Source organism: Agrobacterium sp. CNPSo 2736, assembly GCF_004005385.1.
GTDB lineage: Bacteria > Pseudomonadota > Alphaproteobacteria > Rhizobiales > Rhizobiaceae > Agrobacterium > Agrobacterium leguminum.
In genome coordinates, this window is record NZ_RZTX01000009.1 from 74217 (window position 1) to 100366 (window position 26150).

A 26150-nucleotide genomic window follows, 5' to 3' on the forward strand; every position below is an offset into this window, starting at 1 on the left:
GAGCAGCCGGGATCACAACCACCCGATTCCTGCCCGGCCGGGCGGAAAGCGCCTTATTCCAGCGGCAGCGCCACGACGCGCAGATTGCCCTGCGCATCGGCCACCATCATATGCGCATTCTTGCGGCCTTCGGATTTCAGGCCGTTGACGCGCACCAGCACGTCGCCCGGAACTTCCATGAAGTCCTGCCCGACCTCGACGATGATATCGCCGGCCTTCATGCCCTTCTGCTCGGCGGGCGAACCCGGATCGACGCTCGCCACCAGCACGCCTTCGACGCTTTCGGCAATGCCCTTTTCGGTGCGCAACTCGTTGCTCAGCACCACGAGATTCATGCCGAGCACGCTCTGCGGCGCCTCGCGCACTTCCGGCGTCTGGTCCTGCGCCTGATCGTCGGCGCCGCCATCATCTTCCGGTGCAACCACACCGCTATCGCCATCTTCGCTCTGCTGATCTTCGGCCGAGGCCTTTTCGTCGGTCGTATCCTGCAATTGCCCAAGCTTGACCTTGACGGTCTCCTCCTTGCCGTCACGCAGGATCACCACATCGACCTCCTTGCCGACCGGGCTTTCCGCCACGATCCGCAAGAGGTCGCGCATTTCATGAATATCCTTGCCGTCGAATTTCAGCACGACATCGCCGGCCTGGATCGGGCCGTTCTCCACCGGTCCGCCCTTGGCGACGCCGGAGATGAGCGCACCTTTTGCGCTGTCCATGCCGAGGCTTGCCGCCACATCGTCGGTGACGGGCTGAACACGAACGCCGAGCCAGCCGCGACGCGTCTCGCCGAACTCGATGAGCTGCTGGACGATATTCTGGGCAAGCTCCGTCGGCACGGCGAAACCGATGCCGATCGAACCGCCGCTCGGGGAAATGATCGCCGTATTGATGCCGATCACCTCGCCCTTCATGTTGAAGAGCGGACCGCCGGAATTGCCCTTGTTGATGGCCGCATCCGTCTGGATGAAATTGTCATAGGGACCGGCATTGATGTTACGCCCGCGCGCGGAAATGACGCCGACTGTCAGCGAGCCGCCAAGCCCGAAGGGGTTGCCGATGGCCATCACCCAGTCGCCGATGCGCATGCTGCGCGAATCGCCAAACTTGACGGCCTTCAGCGGCGTTTTCGGCTCCACCTTCAACACCGAAAGGTCGGTCTTGGTATCCGTGCCAACCAGCGTCGCCTTGAGCTTCGAGCCATTCGGGAAAATCACCTCGATGGCGTCGGCGCCCTCGATGACGTGGTTGTTGGTGACAACGTAGCCGGCCGGATCGATGACGAAACCCGAGCCCAGCGAACTCACCTTTTCGCCGCCCTCGGGCTTCTGGCTGTCGAAATAATCCTTGAAGAATTCCTGAAAGGGCGAGCCCTCCGGCAGACGCGGCGGAACCGGGCCCTTGCCCTCGGTCTTGACGTTCTGCGACGTGGAAATATTCACCACCGCATCGAGAAGCGGCTCGGCAAGATCGGCCACCGATTCCGGCCCATGGCTCTGCGCTCTCGCAGCAACCGGCGCCGTCAGGCTACCTGCCACAAGCGCGATGCCCGCGACTGCGGCGATGCTGCTGCGAAAAGGCGAAAGAAGGGTCACGGCCATAAGCGTCCTCGCGTTTCAAATAGTCTTGCCCTGCATATATCGGCAAAGCATAAGGCGGAATGATGAAGTGTAAAAATACCTTTTCGTGAACAGGCGGGGGACGCCTTGCCCTTAGCCACAGCATTGGCACGAAAACGGACCAAAAAGAAAGGGCCGGTAAAACCGGCCCCTCCAAAATCATTTTATCCGCTATCAGTTCGCCGGCGCTGGCGCAGGGGCAGCCGGAGCAGCCGGAGCCGCACCGTCGATATTGTTGAAATAACGGAAGAAGGTCGAGTCCGGAGACAGAACCAGCGTCGTGCCGTTGCCGTTCAGCGCATTGGCATAGGCCGACATGGAGCGATAGAACTCGAAGAAGTTCGGATCGCGCTGGAAAGCCTCGCCGAACACCTTGTTGCGCTCCGCATCGCCTTCACCACGCAGCACTTCGGACTGACGGCGGGCGTCAGATTCCAGTTCGACGACCTGGCGGTCGGCGATAGCGCGGCGGCGCTGCGCTTCTTCGTTACCGCGGGCGCGGATCAATTCGGCCTCGGCCAGACGTTCCGACTTCATGCGCTCGAAGGTCTGCTGCGAGACTTCCTGCGTCAGGTCGGTACGGCGGATGCGGACATCGACGATGCTGATGCCGAGCGATTCCGCATCGGGACGCAGATCGTCACGCACTTCCTGCATCATCGATGCACGTGCATCCGAAAGCGCCGATTCGAAACCGCGCAGACCGTAGACCCGGCGCAGCGATGCGTCGAGACGGGTACGCAGGCGCGATTCCGCCGACATCTGGTCACCCGAGACCGTCTGCCGGAAGCGGCGCGCATCCGTGATGCGATAGACCACGAAGGCATCGACCTCGTAGAACTTGCCGCCGGAAACCTGAACACGAATATTGTCGTGATCGAAGCGCAGCGCCCGGTTCTCGATATATTGTACCCGGTCGGCATCCATGAAGGCGAAGGGCAGCTTGAAATAGAGGCCCGGCGCGGTTTTCACATCCTGGATTTCACCGAAGCGGACGACGATGGCCTGCTGGCGCTCGTTGACGACGAAGATCGACGAATAACCGAGGAAAAGCACGACGGCGAGACCGACGAGAATGGCAGAAAGACGGTTACCCATATCAGTTGCCTCCCTGCTGTGCTGCGCCCGGATTGTTGCGCATGATCTCGTTCAGAGGCAGATAAGGCACCACGCCCTGTTTCTCGTCGATGATGATCTTGTTGGAGCCCTTCAGGACCTGTTCCATCGTTTCCAGGAACATGCGCTGGCGGGTCACGTCCGGCGCGGTGCGATACTGGTCATAGATGGAGACGAAGCGCTGCGCCTCACCCTGCGCCTCGTTGACGACGCGCGACTTGTAGGCGTTCGCTTCTTCGAGGATCTGCGCGGCCTGACCGCGAGCGGCGCCGAGCTTCTGGTTGGCGTACTGGTTGGCTTCCTGAACGAAGCGGTCTTCGTCCTGTTCGGCACGCTGCACTTCGTCGAAGGCATCGGCCACTTCGCGCGGCGGCGCCGCATCTTCGATGGCCACGGCATTGATGGAAATGCCGGCGCCATAACCGTCCATGGTGGACTGGATGATGGTGCGCACATCCGCCGCAATCGCCTGACGGTTATCGCGGAAAATGTCCTGTGCCGGACGACGGCCGACGACTTCGCGCATGGCGCTTTCGGAAACCTGCTGCAGGGTTTCGGCCGGGCTGTCGACGTTGAAGAGATAGGATTTCGGATCCGAAACCGTATAGAGCACCGAGAACTGCACGTTGACGATGTTCTGGTCGCCGGTCAGCATCACGCCGCTCGACGAAGACGACGAGGCGCGCGAACCGATATTCTGCTGCTGCTCGGTGACCTTGACGATTTCAACCGTCTCGATTGGCCACAGATGGAAATGCAGGCCGGGCATCGAGATTTCGTCCTTCGGGCGGCCGAAACGCAGCTCCACGCCGCGCTCGTCCGGCTGGACGGTATAGATGGACTGGATGCTGAGGAAAACCAGCACGACGAGAACCACGATGGCAACTGCGCCGCCGTTGAAGCCGCCGGGCAGCACATTCTTGAAACGGTCCTGGCTGCGCCGGATGATCTCTTCCAGATCGGGCGGGCCGCCATTGCCGCCGCCACCGCCGCGAGGCCGGTTAGGCCCCTGCCCCCATGGGCCGCCACCGCCGCCCTGGTTGTTTCCTCCACCGCCGCCGCCCCAAGGGCCGCCGCCGCCATTCTGATTGCTCCAGGGCATCAATACCTCTTTATAAAAGCCTCTCCCGGTTCCGTTCGAAAGCGATTGCTCGCGTGCGGCGGGAATATCGACCCGTTATAGGAAGGAGAAGCGTCCGTTTCAACGCAGAGGTGGTAACTAAATACCCAATCAGGGTAAATAGTTCACTTTGACGCGGCTCTTCGCACATAAGTGGTAAACAGAACCGGATAATTGTCCTTTTCCCCTGCGGGAGCGGGGATTTCCTCGATTTTCTCAAAAACGGCAGGATCGATTTCCGGAAAAAAAGTGTCGCCATCGAGCTTTACCGCGACATGGGTGACGGAAAGTTGATCGGCGAAGGGCATGGCCTGACGGTAAATCTCACCGCCACCCGCCACGAAGACCTCATCCACACCCAGTTCTGCAGCCTTGCTTCTGGCAAGCTTCAAAGCCTCCTCCAGCGAGGAGACGACATCCACGCCTTGCGGCCGGTAATCGGCATTGCGGCTGACGATGATATGCGGGCGGCCCGGCAATGGACGCTCGCCGACGGATAAAAATGTCTTGCGGCCCATGATGAGCGGCTTGCCCATCGTCATCGCCTTGAAGCGCTTGAGGTCGGTGGAGAGTTTCCACGGCATGTCGAGGTCGCGGCCGATGACGCCGTTTTCGGACACCGCAACGATGATGGTGACGCGCGGCTCGCTCATACCGCGATCGGCGCCTTGATGCTTGAATCGGCCTCGTAGTTTTCCAGCGTAAAGTCTTCGAACTTAAAGGCGAAAAGGTCCTTCACATCCGGATTGAGGCGCATCGTCGGCAGGGCCTTGGGCGTGCGCGTCATCTGCAGCTTCGCCTGCTCGAAATGATTGGCATAGATATGCGCATCGCCGAGCGTATGGACGAAATCGCCCGGCTTCAGGCCAGTGACCTGCGCTACCATCAGCGTCAGAAGCGCATAGGACGCGATGTTGAACGGCACGCCGAGGAAAATGTCCGCCGAGCGCTGATAGAGCTGGCAGGACAGCTTTCCATCGGAAACATAGAACTGGAACAGGCAATGGCAGGGCGGCAGCGCCATTTCATCCACCAGCGCCGGGTTCCAGGCCGAAACGATGTGACGGCGGGAGTTCGGATTGGTTTTCAGGCTCTCGATCAAAAGCGCGATCTGATCGACGTGGCGACCGTCCGGTGCGGGCCACGAGCGCCACTGCGCACCATAGACCGGGCCGAGATCGCCGTTCTCGTCGGCCCACTCGTCCCAGATGGAAACGCCGTTTTCCTTGAGATAGGCGATATTGGTATCGCCCTTCAGGAACCACAGCAGTTCATGAATGATGGAGCGCAGATGCAGCTTCTTGGTGGTGAGAACCGGAAAACCTTGCGCAAGGTCGAAACGCATCTGGTAACCGAACACCGAGCGCGTACCCGTGCCGGTGCGGTCTCCGCGGTCGGAGCCGGTTTCCATCACATGCCGGAGAAGATCGAGATATTGTTTCATGCGTTCTGCCGCCGATTCCCTGATATCCAGGGAATATAATAGCACAGGGCGGCAGAACCAATCACCGGGGAAACGCTTATCCCCGCCTTTCAGGAAAAATCAGAGAGATTGCAGTTTCCCGAGTTCCTTGGCGACCAGATAATAAAAGGTCACGCGCGATTTGGAGCGGTCCGCCGCCATGGCCTTGGCAACGGCATCGATTGCCTGATCGGCCGTACCGTCGGTCACGCCGAGCTTCTTGCCGCACCAGCTCGCCTTCACACGTGCAAGCTCTTCCGGATCGGAAGCGGACACCAGCGAGGAATCCCGGTTGCGCAGGGCGATGCCGAGATGCTTGACGATCTTGCCGACCACGGCTTCGTCGGCTGCTGCGTCGTATTTCTTCACATCTGCGAGATAGTCAGTCATGTCCACTCCTTCGTGTGTCCCCGGCCCGGTGTTGCTTCTGGTGACCGGTTGCATGGACAATGGGACAGCAATCCCTCGTCGTCAAGAATTGTCTAAAGTGCGGGCCGCAATCACGAAACCTTTTCATGGAATTGTCATCACCCCCCTTTTCTCAGCCGGTCGAAACGCCTATATGAGCCTTGCCGGGGCAACCCGGCTATGGCGATAAACGGTCGGTGTAATAAACCTATTGGACCCGGGGGCGGTACCCGGCGCCTCCACCAAAAACCGGCGGACTTTCATGAAACGAAGGCCGGCTTTTGATGGGGGCGAAACAGGATCGACAAGGGCGTAAAGATCGAACTTTTGCTCGGCATGATACCGCCGTTATCGGGTCACAAGTGTAGTTGCAAACGACAACAACGCTAAGGAATATGCTCTCGCTGCCTAATGGCGGTGCGGGAATTCCGCTCTAAAGTCCTCACGGTTAGCCCCGTGAGGCGGGGTTCGGAGGTACCTGGCAACAGAAACCTCCACCTTCTCCATTTTGCCTGAATTGGTTATATGATAGCTGACTCGCAATCGGCATCGGCTTTTCCGTTGCTGCCGTTCAGGACATTGCGTATACTTGGCCAACGCGTGAGCGTCAGGATCGGAAATGATCCGGGCTCAAGGATTACGCGAAGATTCAAAGTGTTACAGCGTCCTTGGCGCGCAAGCCGCGCCGTGCATGAAAAGACGTTCGAATAAGGGAAAGACAGGACCGCATGGGGCAGGATCATATCCGTTACGACATTCTCGCACAGGATGCCCTTCGCGGCGTTATTCGTAAGGTTTTGGGTGAAGTGGCCGCAACCGGCCGTCTGCCCGGCGACCATCACTTTTTCATCACCTTCCTGACCGGCGCGCCGGGCGTGCGGATTTCCCAGCACCTCAAGGCGAAATATGCCGAGCAGATGACCATTGTTATCCAGCATCAGTTCTGGGACCTGAAAGTAACCGAAACCGGCTTCGAAATCGGCCTGTCCTTCTCGGATACGCCGGAAAAGCTGGTCATCCCTTACAACGCCATTCGTGGTTTCTACGATCCTTCCGTCAATTTCGAACTCGAATTCGACGTGCCTCTGGCCGAAGAGGAAGAAATCGAAGACGCGGAGATCACCGCTTATCCCGTTTCCCATGAGGCAAAGCCCGCTGCCGCTGCCGAGACGCCCAAATCCGGCGAGGAAAAGAAGGAAGGCTCGGTCGTTTCGCTGGATGCCTTCCGCAAGAAGCAATAACGGCTTTTACGCCGAGCTTACGAAACCCGAGGAGCATAATCCCCATGGCGGCCGATATCGTCAATCTGCGCCAGTTTCGGAAACAGAAAGCCCGTAGCGAAAAAGAAAAGCAGGCGGAGCAGAACCGCCTGTCCTTCGGCCGCACCAAGACCGAAAAAAATCTCACCTCGGCCCTGAACGAAAAGGCCGGAAAGGCGCTCGATCAGGGGCGGCTCGAAAAAAACGATGACGGGACCGGCAAAGACTGACCTGCCGGCCGACCGTCGCGGATTTCGGGACTATCGGAAAAGAATCGCAAAACAGGGACTTGCCGGGGAGACATGATTCAGACCTCCAACCGGTTTCACCGGAGACCGATCTGATGATCCGCAAGCACTCCGCGACGCTGCACGGCCACCGCACCAGCATTTCACTCGAGGACGCCTTCTGGGACGAGCTGAAAACCATTGCGGAAAGACGCAAGATCAGTTTCGCGGCCCTGCTTGCCGAAATAGACGACAACCGCTCCGCCGACAGCAATCTGTCCTCGTCGCTGCGGGTCTATGTGTTGAACTGGCTGAAAACCCGCTGACCTTTCGCAACCTGTCTGTCAAAGAGGCTGCTGCCACGAGCGGGCATCTCGCCGCCGGATTTTACCCATCAGCCACTACGAAAAATTCCGCCGAAAACTCGTAACGCCGTGAAAGTATTCATTAAACATTAGCGGCATAATCTGCGCTCCAAGGCATCCCCGTATTGCGTAGCCTTGCTTCCAGATTTTGTTTCATATCCTTCCATTCCACATATCCGCCACGAGGCGACCATGGTTTCTGCCGTTTCGGGAACGAGCGCCGCCGTTTCCCTGCTTTCTTCTTCATCCACATCGTCTTCAAGCGTTTCCGAACTGAAAGCACAGATTGCCGAAAAGCAGTCGGAGCTTGCCCAGACCACGGAAGCGAAAGCACAGGAAGAGCTGAAGAGCGCAATCGCGTCGCTCAAGGCTCAGCTCGAGGCGCTCGAAAACAGCGCCGAAAAATCGGCATCCTCGAGCGAGAATGTGGAAAAGCCGGGCCTTTCCGGTGAAAGCGCCAGGATCGGCACCAAAAATTTCGACGCCGACACGCCATTCGGCGAACGCGAAACCTGGGTCTGATAATTTCGTCAGGATTTTTCCGTCAAAACAATTGATGAGCAACGCAAAATGCTCACCGTGGAAGGCCGCAGACCTTTGCCGGATTTGGCCTTATCGCTAGGTCAAACCATTGCTGTCCGGTGCCCTTGAAGTCGCCCGTGAAGAACGCACTTTCGTTCGACGTCCTCGGAACTGCGCCAAAAATCTAAACACGTTAAAAACAGGCCGGAGCATGACGCGGCATACGGAGGTAAGCCCCGCGCCGTCCGTCAACCAGCTTAAAGGGAAATCGACCTCGCTTGCCACGCAAGCTTACGGCGTGGCGGGAGCGTTTTCCGGCGCCAGTTGCCGGATGGCGTTTTCCGTCGGAGGCACCACCAGAACAGGCGCGGATTGCCGCTCGGGCGTCGGCTGTTGCCCCTGTTCCTGTTGCTGCTGTTGCTGCTGCAACCGCTCCTGCTGTTCCTTTTCCTGACGCAGACGTTCTTCGGCTGCGGCCTTTAAACGCGCCTCCTCTTCGGCCTTGGCCATGGCTTCCGCCTCCGCCCGTTCCTTCTCGGCCTGCCGCTCGGCCGCCTGAGAGCGATAAAGCGCCACTTCCCGGCGCAGTCGCTGCTTTTCGAGAACGCTGGCCTGCATGGCCTCCACCCGGCGGCGCTCCTTTTCGAAAGCCCGGAGCGACAGGTAATTGCTGAGCGCCGAAACATCGGTCGTCAAAGCCGGTGCGGCAAGCGGGCCGTTATAATTCAGCCGCACCGAAGGCTCGGCCCCCGCAACCGTTTCGGTGCCGGGATTGAACAGGAGCTCGAGGTCGCCATTCACTGTCGAAGCCGCAAGATCGACCGTCGCATCGGCCGTCAGCGTTACCGGATCGATCCCCGCCCGCAGATTCTTGAAATGAAGCGCGCCGCCATTCAGCGAGAATGGCAAGGCCACATCGCCGAGGCCGATTTCACCCTGCCACAGGCTCTGGTCCACCAGCGGCCGCACCTTGGGCGCGTCGATCGGTTGCTGCAAGCCATCGGCCGCCTGCAGGATCGGCGGCAGGGCACCGGGATTTAGCCCCTTCAGCACCAGCCCACCGACCCGGATTTCACCCGAACCGCCTGCCGATTTCAGCATTTCACCGACGCTCTTGCCGGTCGATTCGGCCGTCAGGTCGATGGCGACCCGGCCTGCCGCGACCGGCCCGTTGGCATTCGCCCACAGGATCGGCTCCGGATTGGCATCGGTCACCGCGATCTTGGTGCGGAAAATGCCCGCCCCCTCGCCCGTCGACATGGCGAGCCGCCCCGTCAGCTTGCCGCCCATGAAGGTGCCGGCAACATCATCGAGCGAGAGACTGCCCGCATCATGCGTGACCTTGGCCGAAACACCCGTGACCGTGCCGAAGGGCCCGGCCTCGAAGCTTTCCGCTTTCAAGGCAAGCGAAGCCTTGAGCTGCGGGAACGCGGCCATGGCCAGCGGCTTGGCATTGAGCGCCCCGGTTTCCGGATCGATCACCGGCCCATAGATCGCATCGCCCAGCCAGGCGAGATCGGCCGTTCTGACAGTAAGATCGCCGGTGACGGGATAGGGCGCGGCGCGCTGGAAGGCCAGATTGCCCGAGAACGGATTTCCGCCGGCCTGCCCGCCTATCGAGGAAAGCGCGATCTTTTGCCCATCCACTGCCACTTTCGCATTGGCCTTCAACGCCATGCCGCCGCCAAGCTGCGGCAGGCCGACGGCGTTCATGATGAGATAGGGCTCGATGTCGGCGCTTTCGAGCGCCACGTCGGCGCTGCCCTCACCGAAATTGGCCGACGAAACGGCAAAGGAACCGTTCATCGAAAAATGCGTGCGCTCCGTCGAGAAACGCAGTTCGGTCTGGGCGGGCGAGCCGAGCGTGCCGTTGAGCTTGATGGACAAAAGCCCCTCGCCATCCGCATCGAAGGGCAGCGGATCGAGCCCCGCCTGCCCGAACAGGATGGCCGTCGACTGGTTTTTCAGAACCGCTTCCAGCGACATGGCGGTATCATCGGTGATCGACAGGAAATCCGGCATCTTGGCCACGGCCGACAGCCGGCTGCCATTGACGGTGCCGGAAACGGCGACATTGGCGCCGCCATTTTCGCTATTGACCGAAACATCCATTGAAAGATCGGAATTGGCGTACCACGGAGCGCTCGCCGCCAGACGGCTGAGGAATGGATGGTTCGGCAATTTCTGCTGCAGCATGGTGAAGAACGGCTGCATATCCGCCGCATGCAGGTTCACCGTGCCCTTGCCCGCATATTTCAGCAGCGAACCCTGCAGCTCACCCCTTGCCCTGACTTCCGCACCGGCGATGTCTCCGGCCGTCATGTTCTCCAGCGAGAGAACGCCCCCCGCCATGGTGAAGGCGGTCTCGACGTGATTGGCGGTCACACCGGCCATGTTGAACCGGTCGGCCTTGAATTTTGCGGTAATGCGGTGGTCAAGGACGGAGCTGCCGACCTGATCGCCAAGCGCCAGACTGCCGAGCGCCTTCAGCGCATCGAGATCGATTTCGTTTCCGGCAAGATCGATGGAAAGATTGGAGGTCTTGCCGTCGGAACGTCGCTCCAGCTCACCCTTCAGCGACGCATCGCCAACTGCAAGCTCCAGATTGTCGAAACGCTGGTTGAGCGTCGTCAGCGAGACATCGGCAGAAAAACCGGCAGCATTGAGCTGGCGGATCGCCGGATCGACGGAACCGGAAAGCCAGTTCGCCAGACCCGAAGGCTGGTTTGAGGCGAGAAGCAGATTGCCGTTGAAAGCAGGGCCGCCGAGAAGCGTCAACGATCCTTTGGCTTCGAGCTGCGTCCTGCCCGGCAGGGTCGCAACGGCATTCACCACCTGCCAGCCGCTGCCTTCAGGACGCACATCCAGCCTGATGTCACGAATGGTCGTGTCATCGGAAACGAGCGCCGGAAGGCTGATGCTGGCCTTGCCCGGCACCGGCGGCACCGGAATGCGGGCCACCATGGCCGCAAAGGCCTCGATACGCTGGCGAACCGAGGCGGTGGGCTGGCGCGAGGTCTTGCCCGCCTGCACGACGGGCGGCGCAAAGCGGGCGACATCGATCTGCTGGCCATCGGCCGTCAGCAGGAATTCCGGCTTGGCGCCGGTATCGAGCGTCGCTTCCCCGGTCACGACATAGGGATTTTCGCTGCCGCCGAGCTCCATGCGGTAGCTCGGGATGCGCACGCTCTCATTGGTGAGTTCAAAGCTGCCGCGGGTGCGCGGCGAGGAAAACAGCGATTGTCCGGCCTGCTGCTTCTGCTTTTCGTCTTCGCGGAAACTGAAAGCGAAAGAACCGCTATAGGCGGGCTTGCCCGCTGTTGCAGCAATCGCCCCATCGAGATCGACCTCGACCGGATGTTCGTCCGGCACCACCCGCACCCTGAGCCCCATGCGGCCGGCGGCATAATCCGGCTCGCTGCTGGAGAGCGAGAAGGAGCCCGGATGGCCATCGACGGCGGCGCGTCCCTCCGCCTTCCACGGCCCGGCCAGCGAATTGGCGGACATGTCGGCATTGAGGCCGGTCACGACACGGTTGCGGCCGGATTGCTCATCGATGAATTCGATCTGCCCGCCTTCGATCTGCACGCTTTCCAGAACCACGGTGCGGGCGGGAATTTCCGCCCGGCTGCCGCGCATCCAGTCCAGCGTGCCGTCCTTCAACAGCCTTATCCTGGCCTTGGGTTCCTCGATGCGCATGTCGAAAATGCGCGCCTCGCCGGAGAGGAAAGGCGCAAGCTCCGCATCCATGGAAAAACGGGCGACCTGAATGAGCGGCGATCCATCCGCATCCGTTCCGGCCCGCACATCGTGCAAAGTTACCGAAGGGAAAGGCAGGATACGGGCTTCAACCCGGCCATGCACCACCACCTTCTTGCCGAGAATACGGCTCGCCTGATCCTCGAAATCGCGGCGGAAATCCGTCCAGTCGACGAAATAGGGAATAAGCAGCGCCGAAAACAGCACCACGGCCAGCAGTCCGCCCAGAAAAACCAGAATACGTCCGAGCACTGACCTGCATCTCCCTTCGCGAACGCTGCAAACCTATTCTTTTCTGCCTTAACGGCAAGCAGCCTTTTGTACCAATCAATTGTGAGAATGATCAGACAAGCCGGAACAACTTGCCCGGATTGAAGATGTTATCGGGATCGAGCGACGTTTTGATGGCGCGCATGAGATCCAGTGCATTGCCGGCCTCTTCGGCGAGGAAACTCATCTTGCCCTGCCCGATGCCGTGTTCGCCGGTACAGGTGCCCTCCATAGCGATGGCGCGGCGGTTGAGACGGGCGACGAAGGCCTCGGTTTTCGCCACACTTTCCGCGTCCTTGCCATCGAACAGAATAAGGACGTGGAAGTTCCCGTCGCCCGCATGGCCGACGATCGGCGCGAGAAAGCCATTCTCCTCGATATCCCGCTGCGTTTCCACAACGCAGTCGGCAAGACGCGAAATCGGCACGCAGACATCGGTGGAAAGCCCGTCGAGATGGGGGGCAAGCGCCCGCGAGGCCCAATAGGCGTCGTGCCGCGCTTTCCATAGCCTGTTGCGCTCGGCCGCATCGCCTGTCCAGCGGAAGTCGACGCTGCCGCATTCGGCCGCGATTTCGGCGAACTGCTGCGATTGCAGCGCCGCCGTTTCCTCGGTGCCGTGGAATTCCACGAAAAGTGTCGGCTTCTCCGCATAGTTCAGGCCGGAATAGGCGTTGCAGGCCCGCACCTGCACTTCGTCCAGCAATTCGATGCGGGCGACCGGAACCCCCATCTGGATCGTCATGATGACGGCATCGCAGGCCGCCTTGATGCTGTCGAAAGTGCAGACCCCGCCGGCGATTTTTTCCGGAATACCCTGAAGCCGCAAGGTCACGGAAGTGATGACACCGAGCGTGCCTTCAGCACCGACGAAAAGCCGTGTCAGATCGTAACCCGCAGATGATTTGCGGGCGCGCCGCGCGGTGCGGATTTCCTCGCCATTGGCAACAACGGCGGTAACGGCCAGCACATTGTCCTTCATCGTGCCGTAACGCACGGCATTGGTGCCGGAGGCCCGCGTCGAGGCCATGCCGCCGATGGAGGCATTGGCGCCGGGATCGATGGGGAAAAACAGGCCGGTATCGCGCAGATAGACATTAAGGTCCTCGCGCGTCACCCCCGGCTCCACCGTCACGTCAAGATCTTCGGCATTCACCTCAATGATGCGATTCATCCGGCTGAAATCGATGCAGATTCCGCCGTTCGGCGCATTCACCTGCCCTTCCAGCGAAGACCCCGTTCCGAAGGGAATGACCGGCACCTTATATTGCGCGCAGACCTTTACCACCGCCTTCACATCGTCCGCGCTCTCGGCAAAAACGACACCGTCAGGCGCCTGCAGCGTCAGATAGGTTGTGGTGTGGCCGTGCTGCTCGCGAAACGCCTGTCCGGTCTGGAGCCTGTCGCCGAGCTGCTGCTTCAGCACCGCGAGCGAAGACGCGATACCCTCTTCGTTCCGCTTTCCCGCCACCACATCTTTCAGCGCCATCGTCCGTCTCCACCGCAACATCTGCCCGTAAAGGATTCGATCCGTTACGAAATTCCGTCAGGTGGTATGGGATAAGGTTAACGCTTTGTCCAGCATCGCGATTGCGCCAAACACTGTTTGGCGGCAACCGTTTTTCATTCCGCTGCGAGCAGCGGCTTGTCCTCTTCCAGCGCCTTGCGGCGGGCGGCAAGTTCAAGCTCGCGGTGAAGGCGAATTTCCTCATCCGCCTGCGGCTTGGCGAAGCGGGCGATCAGCAGGTAGGAGACCGGCGTGATGTAAAGCGTCACCAGCGTCGCAAAACCGAGGCCGCCGACGATGACCCAGCCGAGCGCGATGCGCGCTTCCGCGCCGGCACCCTGCGCCAGCACCAGCGGCACACCGCCGAGAATGGTCGCAATCATCGTCATCATGACGGGGCGCAGGCGAATGCTGGTGGCCTTTTCAATGGCTTCCCGCACGGTTGCGCCCTGGTCGCGCAGATGATTTGCGAATTCGACGATGAGAATACCGTTTTTCGCCATCACCCCGACGAGCAGCACGAGCCCGATCTGGCTATAGACGTTGAGGCTCGAGCCGGTGACCAGCAGCGCGATGACAGCGCAGGCAAGGCCGAGCGGCACCGTCGTCATGATTATGACCGAACTCAGCACGCTTTCGAACTGCGCGGCGAGCACGAGGAAGATGATGGCGATGGCAAAACCGAAGGTCAGCAACATGCCGCTCGAATTTTCCTCCAGCGTCGCAGCCTCACCCAGCGGCAGCAGGCGTGCGCCGGGCGGCAGGACGGATTGCGAGAGCTCATTCACCTTTTGCAGGGCCTCACCCAGCGAAACGCCATCCTTGAGGTTGGCGGTGAAGCCGACGGAGGGAAGCTGCTGCTCGCGGTTCAACTGCGGCGCAACCGCATTTTCCTTCAGCGTGGCAATGACCGACATCGGCACGATCTTGCCGTCACCCGTTTTCAGGAAGACGTTTTCAAGATCGGTCGGATCGTTGATCGGCCGGGTGGAGGACAAAAGCCGCACCGGGATCGCATCGCCATCCACGAAGACGTCGACAATCGAGCGTCCTTCCAGCAGCGACTGCATGGCGCGCGACAGGCCGGTGATATCGATGCCGAGATCCGACGCACGCTCGCGGTCGATGGAGACGGAAATCTGCGCCTGATTGGGCTCATTGTCGAAACGTGGCGTATCGAACAGGCCGCTTTCCTCCATGGAAAGCAGCAATTTCTGCGTTGCCTCGGTCAGCGCCGCATAGTTGCTGCCAACCATCGCCATCTGCAGGCCGTTGCCGGCACCGCGAATTCTGAGGCTGTTCGGCTGCATCGCATTGCCGCGCAGCGCCGGAACCCTGTTGGCGGCGGAGGTGACATCTGCGGCAATCTGGTTCTGCGTCCTCTCACGATCGGCCCAGGGCGCAAGCGTCAGCACCATGAAACCGGTATTGGACGAGCCGTTCATGCCGGTGATGGAGTAAATATTGCGGATTTCACCGCTGTCGCGCAGCGGCTGCAGGTTTTCCTCGATCCGCTGCAACTGGTCGCGGGTATATTCGAGGCTGACGCCCTGCGGCGCTGTCACCCGCATCATGATCGAGGCGCGGTCTTCGCGCGGCGTCAACTCGTTCTGGATCATGCCGAAGGCGATCCATGACAAACCGGAAAAGATCAGCGCCACGACGATGACGATCAGCGGATTGTTGAGGCAGGCGGAAAGCGTCGATTTGTAGGTGGAGGCAAAGACATTGCCGAACCATGCGAGCGGCCCCGTTGGCTCCTTCAGCCCCTCCTTCAGCATACGCGAGGCGAGCATCGGGCAGAGCGTCAGCGCCACGATGGAGGACAAGCCCACCGCGAAGGCCAGCACGAAACCGAATTCGCGGAACAGACCGCCAAGCTGGCCCGGCAGGAAGGAGAGCGGAATGAAAACGGCGGCAAGCGTCGCCGTCGTCGCGATGACTGCGAAAAAGACTTCCTGCGTGCCGAGAACGGCAGCGGCCCGCGGCCCCATGCCTTCCGCCCGGCGGCGCACGATATTTTCCAGCACGACGATGGCGTCATCGACCACGAGGCCCGTCGCCAGAACGATGGCAAGCAGCGTCAGGATATTGACCGAGAAGCCGACCATATAGATGGCGACAATGGTGCCGATCAGCGCCACCGGCATGGTGATTGCCGGAATGAGGGTGGCGCGCCAGTCGCGCAGGAAGAGATAGAGCACGACGACGACGATGATCGCCGAGAGACCGAGCGCCAGTTCGACCTCGTGCAGCGCGCCTTCGATGAAGACGGCATCGTCACTGGTCACGACGATACGCGTGCCCTCGGGCAGATTGGCCGACATGGCGTCGACGGCGGCCTTCACGCCGGTCGAGATGCTGAGCGTGTTGGACTGCGCCTGACGGATGACACCAAGACCGACGCCCTGCACGCCATTGGAGCGCAACGAGGTGGATTCGTCATCCGCACCCAGCATCACGGTCGCGACGTCCCTGAGGCGGATATTGTTCTTGATGAGAAGGTTGGAGAAATCCTCGGGCTTCGTCAGGCTGGCCGTGGCGCGCACGACAATATCCTGCGTCGTGCTTTTCAGCGATCCCGCCGGCACATCGAGGGCAGCGCTGGCAAGCGCATTGGAAACGTCGGTCACGGTCAGACCGCGGCTCGCCAATGCGGCCTGATTGAGATCGACCCGGAAAACCTTTTCCTGATCGCCGTAGAGCTCCACATCGGCCACGCCGTCGACGGCGGCCAGACGGTCGATGATCTCGTCATCCACCAGCTTGGTCAGGTCTTCCATGCTGAGCGTGGAGGAGGTGACGGCAAGGCGCATGATCGGCTGGCTGTCGGAATCCGCCTTGATGATCTGCGGCTCGTCGGCATCGTCAGGCAACTGGTTGGTGACGCGGCCGATGGCGTCGCGCACGTCATTGGCGGCGACGGCGAGATCGACATTGTCGCCGAATTCCAGCGTCACGCGGCTGGTGCCGAACTGCGAGTTGGACGAGATGGACTTGACGCCGCTGACACGCGCCACCGCACCTTCGATGGTCTGCGTCACTTCCTGATCGATGGTTTCGGGTGCGGCCCCCTCATAGGTGGTCCTGACGCTGATCGTCGGCCGGTCGACGTCAGGCAGTTCGCGCACTTCGACACCCACCAGCGCCGCAAGGCCGGCAACGACCAGCAGCGTATTGAGAACCGCCGCCAGAATCGGCCGGCGCACGAACAATGCCGTAAAGGCGAGTTTGGAATCCTGACCGGAGGGCGGCTGCGTCGTCATTGGCTGGCAACCTCCTCGGGCTTCGGCTGGCTGCCGACGCGGACCGCGCCGCCTTCGCGCACACGCTGAAGGCCCTCGATCACGACAGGCTCGCCATCCGCCAACTCCGCCTTGACGAGAACGGCATCGGGATTGCGCTGCACGATCTGCACCCGCACCTTGTTCGATTTATTGTCGGTCACACGCCAGACGTAGGAGCCTTCCGCATCCCACTGCACGGCCAGCGGATCGACCGAGGCATAGGTTTCTCCGGCAAAGCGCATGGTGACACCGAAGGACATGCCGGCCCTCAGCTCGTCCTTCTCATTGCCGAACTTCGCCCGGATGCGGATCGTGCGGCTCGCCTCATCGACGCGGTTGTCGACGGCCTCGATCTCACCCTTGAAAGTCTCGCCCGGTCGGGAAATCGACGTCGCCTCCACCGGCATGCCGACCTTGATAGCGGTTGCGAACCGCTCGGGAGCCCAGAAATTGACGAGAATTTCCGAACGGTCGTCGATGCTGACGATGGTTGACTGCGTGGTGACGTTATCGCCGATATTGGCGGCGACAATACCCGCCACACCCTCTATCGGCGCAACGATGTCGCGGCGTTTCAGATTGAGTTCGGCAGTGCTCAGCGCCAGCTTGGCGGCTTCCTCGGCGATCTGCGCATCCAGCACATCGAGGCGGGAAACAGATTTCAGGTTCTTGTAGGAATTGGATTTTTCAACGGCGCTGCGCAGCGCCACCTGCGCCTTGTCGCGCTCGATCACCTGCTCTTCATCGTCGAGCCGCGCCAGCACCTGGCCTTTCACGACACGAGCGCCGGACGACGTGCGAATTTCGGAAAGCGTGCCGGAGGCCTGTGGCATGACGACAACCGACTGGATCGCCTCGCCATTGCCGATGGCGTTCAGCCGGTCATTGACCGTGCCTTTCTTCACCGGGGCCGTCACCACCAGTGTGGCGTTGCCGTTGCGGCGCGCACCGCCGGCATTCTGGCCTGTGGACGCACCGGCTGCCGGGCCGCCGGATGCGGCGACTTCAATCGCCCCGGCAGGCGTTTTGCCAAGCCCTATCGCGGCGAACACATTGCGGGCTTCGGGCGAATAGAAGCCCCAGAGACAGAGCCCCGCTCCCACCACGGCTACACTGACACCCACCTGTTTCCAGACCCGCATATATTTCTCCGGTTGATCCGCGCAGCACAAAGCATTCCCGAAAACGACACGTTCCGGGACAGATGCAGTATTCCTGCTTGGCCAAGGCAAGGCAACGCACAAATCCGTTCCTTACGTAATTGTAATTTGGGCGCAAATGCCGCCCGGCGCAGCCAAACGGCAATCCGGGCCACGCATTCCTGTCGCAAATATCCGCCATTGGGCTAATCTGCCCCCGAGACGCCATAACCGGAGGAAGCGATGAGCACCGTGACGAAGACCGAAAACCCGGAAACCGATCCTCGCGTCAAGGCGGTGTTCGATGACATCCGCGCCACCCGCAAATCGGATTTCATCAATAATATGTGGCTCTACCTCGCCTTCGATGCCGATCTGCTTGAAAAGACATGGGGTGAGGTGAAGGCGGTGATGGCGACACCTTCGGCGCTCGATCCCGTGGTGAAGGAAATGCTCTATATCGCCGTTTCCGTCACCAATGGCTGCTCCTATTGCGCCCATTCCCACACGGCCGCCGCCAAAGCGAAAGGCATGACGACAGAGCAGCATGCCGATTTGCTGCGCGTCATCGCGCTTGCCGCCAAGACCAACCAGCTTGCGGTGGCGCTGCAAGTGCCCGTTGACGCCGCTTTCGACGCCGACAGGCAGACATGAAGTGAAAAAATGCCTTGGAATGGGCGTTTTGACGGTTGATACCGGAATAAAAGCAGAACACGGTTCTGGCCTTTATATCCCGAATCACTACATTGGGCCGCATGAGCAACAGTTTTGACGATATGCCGTTCTTCGATGAGGAACCCGCCGCACCGCGCAGGGCAACGAACAATGCCGGTGCGGAAAGCGGCGGCGGGCTTGGCATTGCCGCCCGCGCCATGGCGGCGCGCGATCAGACGCGACCCAAACCCGATTATCTTTCCGGCCTCAATCCCGAGCAGCGCGAGGCGGTGGAGACGCTGGATGGTCCCGTTCTCGTTCTCGCAGGCGCAGGCACTGGCAAAACCCGGGTTCTGACCACCCGCATAGCTCATATCATTTCCACCGGCCGCGCCTACCCCCGCGAGATCCTTGCCGTGACCTTCACCAACAAGGCCGCCCGCGAGATGAAAGAACGCATCGGTGTTCTGATTGGCGGCGAGGTGGAGGGCATGCCCTGGCTCGGCACCTTCCACTCCATCGGCGTCAAGCTGCTGCGCCGCCATGCGGAACTCGTCGGCCTGAAATCGGACTTCACCATTCTCGATACGGATGACGTGGTGCGGCTGATCAAGCAGCTCATTCAAGCCGAAGGGCTGGACGACAAGCGCTGGCCGGCAAAGCAGTTCGCCGGCATGATCGACGGATGGAAGAACAAGGGCCTGACGCCGCCGGACATTCCCGAGGGCGACAGCCGCGCCTTCGCCAACGGCAAGGGCCGCGAACTTTACACCGCCTATCAGAACCGACTGAAAACGCTGAATGCCTGCGACTTCGGCGATCTTCTGATGCACCCGATCAGCATCTTCCGCCGCCACACCGATATTCTGAAGGAGTATCACCAGAAGTTCCGCTACATTCTGGTGGACGAATATCAGGACACCAACACGGCGCAATATATGTGGCTCAGGCTGCTGGCCCAGCGCGCCAAGGGCGAACCGCAAAACGTCTGCTGCGTCGGCGACGACGACCAGTCGATCTATGGCTGGCGCGGCGCGGAAGTGGACAATATCCTCCGCTTCGACAAGGATTTTCCGGGCGCCAAGGTCATCAAGCTCGAGCGAAACTACCGCTCCACCGAGCATATTCTCGGCGCGGCCGGGCATCTGATCGCCCATAATGAGGGCCGTCTCGGCAAGACGCTGTTCACCGAACGCAGCAGCCCGGATGACGAAAAGGTCGTGGTGCATGCCGCCTGGGATTCCGAGGAGGAAGCCCGTGCGGTCGGCGAGGAAATCGAACAGCTTCAGCGCAAGAACCATAATCTGAACGACATGGCCATCCTCGTTCGCGCCTCCTTCCAGATGCGCGAATTTGAAGACCGTTTCGTCACGCTTGGCCTCAATTATCGCGTCATCGGCGGCCCGCGCTTTTATGAGCGCCTCGAAATCCGCGACGCCATGGCCTATTTCCGCCTTGTCTGCCAGCCGGCCGACGATCTCGCCTTCGAGCGTATCGTCAACACGCCGAAGCGCGGTCTTGGCGATACGACGATCCGCAATCTGCACGACTATGCCCGCGCCCGCGATATTCCGATGCTGGCCGCAGCCGCCGACATCATCGAGACCGACGAGCTGAAGCCGAAGGCACGCAAGGCGCTGTTCGATGTGGTGCAGGATTTCCGCCGCTGGCAGGGCCTCTTGGAAAACACCGAGCACACCACGCTTGCCGAGCAGATTCTCGACGAAAGCGGCTATACCGCCATGTGGCAGGCCGACAAGACGGCCGAGGCCCCCGGACGACTTGAGAACCTCAAGGAACTCATCCGCTCGATGGAGGCCTTCGAGAGCATGCGCGGCTTCCTCGAGCACGTGGCGCTTGTCATGGATGCCGAACAGAACGAAAATCTCGACGCCGTTTCCATCATGACGCTGCATTCCGCCAAGGGTTTGGAATTCGACACCGTCTTCCTGCCCGGCTGGGAAGAAGGCCTGTTCCCGCACCAGCGGGCGCTGGACGAAGGCGGGCGCTCCGGTCTGGAGGAAGAACGCCGTCTTGCCTATGTGGGCATCACCCGCGCCAAGAAGCTCTGCCATATCTGGTTCGTGTCGAACCGGCGCATTCACGGGCTGTGGCAATCCACCCTGCCCTCGCGTTTCCTCGATGAATTGCCGCCCGCCCATGTGGATGTCGCGGCATCCGACAGCAGTTACGGCGGTTATGGCGGACGCGGCGGCTACGGCCAGTCGCGTTTCGACAAGGCCGATCCTTTCACAAACAACTATTCCACCCCCGGCTGGAAACGCGCGCAGCAGAACCGCAGCGACGCCACCCGCGACAATTGGGGCACGCGCTCCGGCCATGCGGTGGAACGGATCGGTTATGGCGAAAGCGGCCCGCGCACCCGTACTATCGATGGTGAACTGGTGGCGAAATCCGTCGCCGACACGCCATCGAAATTTTTCGTCGGCGACCGCGTCTTCCACCTCAAATTCGGCAATGGCAATATTTCCGCCATCGAAGGAAACAAGCTGACGATCGACTTCGATCGCGCCGGCCAGAAGCGCGTGCTGGACGGATTTGTGGAAAAGGTCTGATTCGACAACCGTGAGTGCCTGAAGGCTGCTTTTTCCATAGCCTGCGTCATGCCGTTGCAATAAAGGAGTTGCAATGGGGAAGTGGAACCGGCGAGGACAGCTTTGTATATATTACCGAAAAGCCAGCGCAGGCTCGCCGTTTTCCTGATCAATATGGACAGCGCCACCAAACGCCTCGCGGATATGACCGCGCGCCTCGACGCCATGGGGCTCAAGGCGGAGCGTGTCCCCGGCGTCAATGGCAGGGAACTGAATTACCCCATCCCGGAATTTAGCGAGATTTCCTACATGCTCATGCATGGCCGCCGCACCTCGCCGCCGGAAATCGGTTGCTATCTCAGCCATGTCGCCTGCGCCAATAAATTCATGGCGGGCGATGCCGATATCGCGCTCATCCTCGAGGATGACGTGGTCTTCGACGATGATTTTCTCAACGCCATAGACGAGGCGGTGCTGAATGGCGGCGACTGGGATTTGCTGCGGCTCACGACCGTCAGCAATGGCCGGAAATTCCCGTTCCGCCCGCTTTCCAATGGCCGCTCGCTTGCCATCGCGCTCACGCGGGAAAAAGGCTCGGGAGCCTATCTCGTCAACCGCCGCGCCGGAAAATGGATATCGAAGCTCATCCCCATGCGGCTCGCTTATGACATCGCATTCGATCTGGAATATCTCGCGGGGCTGAAGGCGGCCTTCCTCTACCCGCTCTGCGCCACGCAGGATGCGGATGGGGAAAGCCAGATCCAGAACAATCTGCGCATCTACCGCCTGCCGCGCTGGCGCTATTTCACCGTTCTGCCCTATCGCGCCTATCTGGAAACCAGCCGGTTCCTGCTGCGCGGCATTCGCTTCGCCGTCGCCAAAGTGTGCGTTGCGATGGAGCGCGGCAAAGGCAAGACCGCCCCGGCCGGTCATTGATCGATCCGTCTTATACTTCGCCAGGCGTGAAGCCGACGAGATAGACGGCCGCGATCACGGCTGCGAGAATGAAAATCGAAATGACGAAAATCGTCATCCGGTTCAATGGTTTGCGCGTCGTTTTCTTCATGGTGGAATAATGCGTGGCCGCATCGCTTGTTCCGCAACGCACAGGATAATGTCGTCTAAAACCGTGAGCCGGCGCAATTCGATTCCGCTTCAGGCACATATGGGCTAAAGCTCGTCTCCATCTTCAGCTTTGCCGGCCCGCCATGACAGACACGACGCATCCACGCCTCAACCCGCTGCATCTTGCCGCCGCCTTCGCCAGCGGCTGCCTTTTGACATTGATGGTGCATTTCAACGGTCAGCTTGCCCATTACGGCAATGCGCTGTTTTCCTCCTGGACGGCGCATGGCACCGGCACGGTGGCGGCGCTGATCTATCTCGCCATCATGCGTCCGAAGAAAGACGTGGGCGCGGCAGAAAAACCGAAAGCGCCGCTCTGGGCCTATTGCGGCGGGGTCGTGGGTGCCGCCATCGTCATCCTCACCTCCACCGCCGTCAATTCGCCGCTGGCGCTTTCCGGCACCATTGCGCTCGGGCTTGGCGGACAGGTGATCTTCAGCCTCCTGGCGGATCTTTTCGGCCTCTTCGGCCTGCCCAGAAGAAAGCCGGACCTGCGGGACATGGCGGCTGTGGCGCTGATCCTGTGCGGCAGCGCCCTCATCATTCTTGTCGGGAGAACGGCATGATCGTCTGGATCGCCATGGCCTTTACCGGCGGCGTCTTCGTGGCGCTGAGCCGCCAGATCAACGGCCGCCTCAGCCTGTCCAACTCGCCGCTCATCGCATCGTTCTGGAACCACATTGTCGGTTTTGCCGTATTGACGGTCATCGGCCTCATCGTCGGCGGCCTCATTCCGCCGGGCGCGGCCGATGCGCCCTGGCTTGCCTTTATCGGCGGGCCGATCGGCGTCGTCTTCATCGCTTCGGGAAGCTGGCTCATTCCGCGCATCGGTGCGGTCAATACCGCCCTTCTGGTCATCAGCGGCCAGATGGTCTCAGGCGTGGTTCTCGATCTTTTCGGCGATCATCCGCCGAAACTCTGGGCTAGCGCACTCGGCATCCTGCTCATCTTCGCCGGCATGGTGCTGACACAGCGGCGCGGTCGCTAGAGCATTTCCAGTAAAAGTGCAAAGCGGTTTTACGTCAGGAAAATGCGGAAAGCTCAGGAATCGCTGCCGCGCGAAAACATGCCGAGCAGGGTCTTGCCGCCGCTTTTACCGCCGCTGCTCGCAAGTGTCGGCCGGTTGCCGTTCAACTTCGGCACCACCACCATGCGCTTGACTTCGCCGCGCTTGAAGGCCGCAAGGAAGCGCGGGTAATCCCGGAACACCACGCAGCCATTCGATTCGCCGCGTTTCGCCAGCATGTAGGTATGCGCCAGAAGACCGTCTCGACCATGCGGGTTGACGCCGTTTTCCGGCGTCAGGCGAATGGCCTCGACGCCGTGGAACCGCGCCTCGCGCATCGTCAGACGATAGCTGGAAGGCGGCGTCGAACCGCGCATTCTCACATGCACGTAATCGGGATTGTCGCGCATCTTACCGATGCCGGAATGCGCTTCGAGCTTCTCGCCATTCGGCATGTGTACCACGCCGGAGGAAATATCGTAGATCGCCGTGCCATTGCCGCGATCCGGCCACGGAACCGCATCCATCTTGCTCGGCTCGCGCATCGGATTGTCAGGCTTTGCAAAGGCGAGCATGGCGCCGGTGCTCTGCTTCGGCGGCGCAGGGGCGCGAAGGGGAACCGGCGCATCGAAAGCCGGCGCCGAAGCGACGGCCGGAACATGGTCCTCGGTCTTGGACGATGTCGCGGGACGCGGTGACGGCTCGACCGTCTGAGCCGTTGCAACCTCGGGACGGAAGCTCGGAAGCGGCACATCATCGGGCAGCAGGCTGCTTGCCTCTTCCTCGATCTGCGGCCGCGCCAGCGCCACTTCAAATGCCGGATGCTGCGGAACGGCGCTCTGATAGGCAACCTCGGAGGTGCGACCCAGCGCCGAATCGACGATCGCCGACGGCTTGAGGGCGGCAAGCTGCTTCACTGTCGCCTGCCCCTTGGCATTGGCAGCCGCGCCGAAGCGCTCGCCGAATTCCTTCGTACCGATCTCGGGCATGATGCCGGCGAGCCGAACCGCCTTCTGCTGGCCATGGCTGTGGTCGCTCAGGCGAGAAAACTTGCGAACGTGAATATCCCGCGCGGCCGCGTGGGCAATTGCCGTTTCAGTGGAAGCGAATCGCGTCACCAACGTCTTTTCAAACTGCCCGACACCATGCGAAGCGGCGGCCATGCTGTGCAGCGAGGCAAAGGCGGCGAAGGCGAAAAGGCCGGCAAAGGCACCGCCACCGAGAAGGGCGGACATTCGGCCGAACGCAAAGGATTTGCCTCTCTTGACGGAAGACGAACCGGCAAGACCGGCGCCATTATAGGCCGCAGCAGAAAACGCCATGATACTCGTTACTCGAACCGTTCACGCACACCCGGCCGACGCCGGAGGGATTTTGGGACATCCGAAGGGCGGGCAAACACCACGCCGGTTTCGGAACTGACTGGTTCGAAGCATGACGAATTATGGTAACCAAAGTGTTTACGAGTCCCTGCAAAAATAATTCGTTAAGGTCTGCGCATTGTAAGGCGAAGGCAAAACAATGACTTGCGCCGAGACTGCGTGCATCCGCACTGCGTCGTCCGGGGAAATGCCCCTTAGAGGGTCGTCATCGGCCTAAAAAATTTCCGTCGCCGCATTGTCAGGTAAATTCCGACTTGGCCGGAAATTTGCTGCAAATGCGGCAGGACTGCGACAGGGCAAGCCCCTGCCCGAAACACCCGTGCCTGCCGGATAGGTCGAAAGGGGCTTGATCCGTTAAAGCCGGCTTGGCATCCTGCCCTAAAAAGGGAGGCACATCATGAAGGCGCTGCTGCTCATCGATATCCAGAACGGTTTTTGCCCGGGCGGCAATCTGGCCGTTGCCGATGGCGACAGGGTCGTGCCCATCGCCAATGCCCTGATCGACAATGGCGGCTACGATCTCATCGTCGCCTCGCAGGACTGGCACCCTGAAAATCACGGCAGCTTCGCCTCCCAGCATCCCGGCAAGAAGCCCTTCGACATGGGCGAACTCTCCGGCAAACCACAGATGATGTGGCCGGACCATTGTGTGCAGGGCACGCCGGATGCGGAATTCCATCCCGACCTCAAGACGGACGCCTTCGATTATATTCAGCAGAAGGGCGAAAACCCCGCCGTCGACAGCTATTCCGCCTTTCGCGACAATGACCAGGGCGCGACGACGGGACTGGCCGACTATCTGAGCCGTCAGGGTGTCACGCAACTCGACGTCTGCGGCCTTGCCACCGATTATTGCGTCAGTTTTTCGGTGCTCGATGCCCTCGACATGCTGCCCGGTGTGAATGTCCGTTTCATCGAAGATGCTAGCCGCGGCATCGATCCGCAGGGCATCAAGGCCGCGATTTCGACGATGCGGGAAAAAGGCGCGGCCATTCTCAAAAGCCGCGACATATTGCGGGACTAGTTTAGCGCGGCTTCGGCTTCTCCAGCACGTCGATATCGCCTGCCGCATCCTCAAGGCGTCTCAGGATCGCGGCATGTGCATCCCTGAGCCCCTCATTATAAAAAACGTGACCCAGCTCCTCGGCCAGAAAATCCACGAAGATTTCCGCCTGCAGAAGGCCGATTTCGGTTTCGGTCTCCCGGGCAAGATAGTCCCGGATACGTGCGGCCAGGGCGGCCTTTTCCTGCTTTTCCAGCATCGATCTTCCATCGTCTGACTGTTGAGGGGTACGGGAGGAAGGCGGTGAAACCATCCGCCCGGCTCCGGCCATATGGGGCGTTACCGTAACGGAAGGTTCAAGGGAATCAATC

The 26150-nt window shown here is 60.6% G+C and carries 22 protein-coding genes and 1 other RNA gene; 11 read left to right on the forward strand and 12 right to left on the reverse strand.

Annotated features, from left to right (window positions below; genetic code table 11):
- Positions 1–53 precede the first annotated feature (53 nt).
- From EM858_RS16090 to EM858_RS16115, 6 genes are all read right to left on the reverse strand, one after another.
- A complete protein-coding gene (locus EM858_RS16090; RefSeq protein WP_059756718.1) occupies positions 54–1598 on the reverse strand; it encodes a Do family serine endopeptidase in 1545 nt (514 codons plus the stop codon).
- Between the two features lie 192 nt (positions 1599–1790).
- A complete protein-coding gene (locus tag EM858_RS16095) occupies positions 1791–2714 on the reverse strand; it encodes a protease modulator HflC (protein WP_020812048.1) in 924 nt (307 codons plus the stop codon).
- A gap of 1 nt (position 2715) precedes the next feature.
- Positions 2716–3834 (reverse strand): FtsH protease activity modulator HflK, encoded by a 1119-nt coding sequence (gene hflK / locus EM858_RS16100; protein WP_127757239.1) that lies wholly within the window; start codon positions 3832–3834, stop codon positions 2716–2718.
- Between the two features lie 143 nt (positions 3835–3977).
- Positions 3978–4505: a dihydrofolate reductase gene (locus tag EM858_RS16105; protein WP_127757240.1), complete on the reverse strand. Its 528-nt coding sequence runs from the start codon at positions 4503–4505 to the stop codon at positions 3978–3980.
- Entirely contained in the window at positions 4502–5296 is a 795-nt protein-coding gene (locus EM858_RS16110; RefSeq protein WP_127757241.1) for a thymidylate synthase, read from the reverse strand. Before EM858_RS16110 ends, EM858_RS16105 begins: the two co-directional genes overlap by 4 nt.
- A gap of 99 nt (positions 5297–5395) precedes the next feature.
- Positions 5396–5704, reverse strand: coding sequence for a DUF2853 family protein (locus EM858_RS16115; RefSeq protein ID WP_003522365.1), 309 nt, complete (start codon positions 5702–5704; stop codon positions 5396–5398).
- A gap of 142 nt (positions 5705–5846) precedes the next feature.
- On the opposite strand from EM858_RS16115, the gene ssrA reads away from it, so the two are divergent.
- The 5 genes from ssrA to EM858_RS16140 all read left to right on the forward strand — a co-directional run bounded on the left by ssrA (position 5847) and on the right by EM858_RS16140 (position 8095).
- Positions 5847–6221, forward strand: a transfer-messenger RNA (tmRNA) gene (gene ssrA, locus EM858_RS16120).
- Between the two features lie 229 nt (positions 6222–6450).
- The gene (locus EM858_RS16125; RefSeq protein ID WP_127757242.1) at positions 6451–6963 is read left to right on the forward strand and encodes an SspB family protein; all 513 of its coding nucleotides are present in this window, start codon (positions 6451–6453) and stop codon (positions 6961–6963) included.
- A 44-nt stretch (positions 6964–7007) separates the two neighbouring features.
- On the forward strand, positions 7008–7211 hold the full coding sequence (locus EM858_RS16130) for a DUF4169 family protein (RefSeq protein ID WP_127757243.1): 204 nt from the start codon (positions 7008–7010) through the stop codon (positions 7209–7211).
- Between the two features lie 113 nt (positions 7212–7324).
- A complete protein-coding gene (locus tag EM858_RS16135; protein ID WP_003522362.1) occupies positions 7325–7534 on the forward strand; it encodes a ribbon-helix-helix domain-containing protein in 210 nt (69 codons plus the stop codon).
- A 231-nt stretch (positions 7535–7765) separates the two neighbouring features.
- Positions 7766–8095, forward strand: a complete 330-nt coding sequence (locus EM858_RS16140) for a hypothetical protein (RefSeq protein ID WP_127757244.1) — start codon at positions 7766–7768, stop codon at positions 8093–8095.
- Positions 8096–8386: 291 nt separating this feature from the next.
- Here EM858_RS16140 and EM858_RS16145 read toward each other — a convergent pair whose 3' ends face one another.
- The 4 genes from EM858_RS16145 to EM858_RS16160 form a co-directional block, all read right to left on the reverse strand.
- Positions 8387–12106 carry an AsmA-like C-terminal region-containing protein gene (locus EM858_RS16145; protein WP_127757245.1) on the reverse strand — a complete coding sequence of 1240 codons (3720 nt, stop codon included), beginning with the start codon at positions 12104–12106 and terminating at the stop codon, positions 8387–8389.
- 91 nt (positions 12107–12197) lie between these two features.
- Entirely contained in the window at positions 12198–13610 is a 1413-nt protein-coding gene (locus tag EM858_RS16150) for an FAD-linked oxidase C-terminal domain-containing protein (protein WP_127757246.1), read from the reverse strand.
- Positions 13611–13744: 134 nt separating this feature from the next.
- Positions 13745–16894, reverse strand: a complete 3150-nt coding sequence (locus tag EM858_RS16155; protein ID WP_127757247.1) for an efflux RND transporter permease subunit — start codon at positions 16892–16894, stop codon at positions 13745–13747.
- On the reverse strand, positions 16891–18057 hold the full coding sequence (locus EM858_RS16160; protein ID WP_127757248.1) for an efflux RND transporter periplasmic adaptor subunit: 1167 nt from the start codon (positions 18055–18057) through the stop codon (positions 16891–16893). Before EM858_RS16160 ends, EM858_RS16155 begins: the two co-directional genes overlap by 4 nt.
- A gap of 240 nt (positions 18058–18297) precedes the next feature.
- Here EM858_RS16160 and EM858_RS16165 point away from each other — a divergent pair, with 240 nt between their 5' ends.
- From EM858_RS16165 to EM858_RS16185, 5 genes are all read left to right on the forward strand, one after another.
- On the forward strand, positions 18298–18708 hold the full coding sequence (locus EM858_RS16165; protein WP_065655832.1) for a carboxymuconolactone decarboxylase family protein: 411 nt from the start codon (positions 18298–18300) through the stop codon (positions 18706–18708).
- Positions 18709–18809: 101 nt separating this feature from the next.
- Positions 18810–21284, forward strand: coding sequence for a UvrD-helicase domain-containing protein (locus tag EM858_RS16170; protein ID WP_127757249.1), 2475 nt, complete (start codon positions 18810–18812; stop codon positions 21282–21284).
- 102 nt (positions 21285–21386) lie between these two features.
- Entirely contained in the window at positions 21387–22199 is an 813-nt protein-coding gene (locus EM858_RS16175; protein ID WP_127757250.1) for a glycosyltransferase family 25 protein, read from the forward strand.
- Positions 22200–22471: 272 nt separating this feature from the next.
- Positions 22472–22954, forward strand: coding sequence for a DMT family transporter (locus EM858_RS16180; protein WP_080816515.1), 483 nt, complete (start codon positions 22472–22474; stop codon positions 22952–22954).
- Positions 22951–23376 carry a DMT family transporter gene (locus tag EM858_RS16185; protein WP_020812062.1) on the forward strand — a complete coding sequence of 142 codons (426 nt, stop codon included), beginning with the start codon at positions 22951–22953 and terminating at the stop codon, positions 23374–23376. Before EM858_RS16180 ends, EM858_RS16185 begins: the two co-directional genes overlap by 4 nt.
- A 53-nt stretch (positions 23377–23429) precedes the next feature.
- Here EM858_RS16185 and EM858_RS16190 read toward each other — a convergent pair whose 3' ends face one another.
- Positions 23430–24716 (reverse strand): DUF2778 domain-containing protein, encoded by a 1287-nt coding sequence (locus EM858_RS16190; protein WP_127757251.1) that lies wholly within the window; start codon positions 24714–24716, stop codon positions 23430–23432.
- Between the two features lie 457 nt (positions 24717–25173).
- On the opposite strand from EM858_RS16190, the gene pncA reads away from it, so the two are divergent.
- Positions 25174–25800, forward strand: a complete 627-nt coding sequence (pncA, locus tag EM858_RS16195) for a bifunctional nicotinamidase/pyrazinamidase (RefSeq protein ID WP_003522349.1) — start codon at positions 25174–25176, stop codon at positions 25798–25800.
- Position 25801: 1 nt separating this feature from the next.
- Here the strand turns inward: pncA and EM858_RS16200 are convergent, their stop codons facing one another.
- Positions 25802–26038: a DUF2164 domain-containing protein gene (locus EM858_RS16200; protein WP_127757252.1), complete on the reverse strand. Its 237-nt coding sequence runs from the start codon at positions 26036–26038 to the stop codon at positions 25802–25804.
- Positions 26039–26150 lie beyond the last annotated feature (112 nt).

Excerpts from the sequence above, each read along its gene's own strand:
- EM858_RS16125 (WP_127757242.1), top strand. The coding sequence starts at position 6,451 with ATGGGGCAGGATCATATCCGTTACGACATTCTCGCACAGGATGCCCTT.
- EM858_RS16135 (WP_003522362.1), top strand. The coding sequence starts at position 7,325 with ATGATCCGCAAGCACTCCGCGACGCTGCACGGCCACCGCACCAGCATT.
- EM858_RS16150 (WP_127757246.1), bottom strand. The coding sequence starts at position 13,610 with ATGGCGCTGAAAGATGTGGTGGCGGGAAAGCGGAACGAAGAGGGTATC.
- EM858_RS16110 (WP_127757241.1), bottom strand. The coding sequence starts at position 5,296 with ATGAAACAATATCTCGATCTTCTCCGGCATGTGATGGAAACCGGCTCC.
- hflK (WP_127757239.1), bottom strand. The coding sequence starts at position 3,834 with ATGCCCTGGAGCAATCAGAATGGCGGCGGCGGCCCTTGGGGCGGCGGC.
- EM858_RS16165 (WP_065655832.1), top strand. The coding sequence starts at position 18,298 with ATGAGCACCGTGACGAAGACCGAAAACCCGGAAACCGATCCTCGCGTC.
- pncA (WP_003522349.1), top strand. The coding sequence starts at position 25,174 with ATGAAGGCGCTGCTGCTCATCGATATCCAGAACGGTTTTTGCCCGGGC.
- EM858_RS16160 (WP_127757248.1), bottom strand. The coding sequence starts at position 18,057 with ATGCGGGTCTGGAAACAGGTGGGTGTCAGTGTAGCCGTGGTGGGAGCG.
- EM858_RS16090 (WP_059756718.1), bottom strand. The coding sequence starts at position 1,598 with ATGGCCGTGACCCTTCTTTCGCCTTTTCGCAGCAGCATCGCCGCAGTC.
- EM858_RS16200 (WP_127757252.1), bottom strand. The coding sequence starts at position 26,038 with ATGCTGGAAAAGCAGGAAAAGGCCGCCCTGGCCGCACGTATCCGGGAC.
- EM858_RS16180 (WP_080816515.1), top strand. The coding sequence starts at position 22,472 with ATGACAGACACGACGCATCCACGCCTCAACCCGCTGCATCTTGCCGCC.
- EM858_RS16095 (WP_020812048.1), bottom strand. The coding sequence starts at position 2,714 with ATGGGTAACCGTCTTTCTGCCATTCTCGTCGGTCTCGCCGTCGTGCTT.
- EM858_RS16170 (WP_127757249.1), top strand. The coding sequence starts at position 18,810 with ATGAGCAACAGTTTTGACGATATGCCGTTCTTCGATGAGGAACCCGCC.
- EM858_RS16140 (WP_127757244.1), top strand. The coding sequence starts at position 7,766 with ATGGTTTCTGCCGTTTCGGGAACGAGCGCCGCCGTTTCCCTGCTTTCT.
- EM858_RS16185 (WP_020812062.1), top strand. The coding sequence starts at position 22,951 with ATGATCGTCTGGATCGCCATGGCCTTTACCGGCGGCGTCTTCGTGGCG.
- EM858_RS16115 (WP_003522365.1), bottom strand. The coding sequence starts at position 5,704 with ATGACTGACTATCTCGCAGATGTGAAGAAATACGACGCAGCAGCCGAC.
- EM858_RS16130 (WP_127757243.1), top strand. The coding sequence starts at position 7,008 with ATGGCGGCCGATATCGTCAATCTGCGCCAGTTTCGGAAACAGAAAGCC.
- EM858_RS16155 (WP_127757247.1), bottom strand. The coding sequence starts at position 16,894 with ATGACGACGCAGCCGCCCTCCGGTCAGGATTCCAAACTCGCCTTTACG.
- EM858_RS16105 (WP_127757240.1), bottom strand. The coding sequence starts at position 4,505 with ATGAGCGAGCCGCGCGTCACCATCATCGTTGCGGTGTCCGAAAACGGC.
- EM858_RS16190 (WP_127757251.1), bottom strand. The coding sequence starts at position 24,716 with ATGGCGTTTTCTGCTGCGGCCTATAATGGCGCCGGTCTTGCCGGTTCG.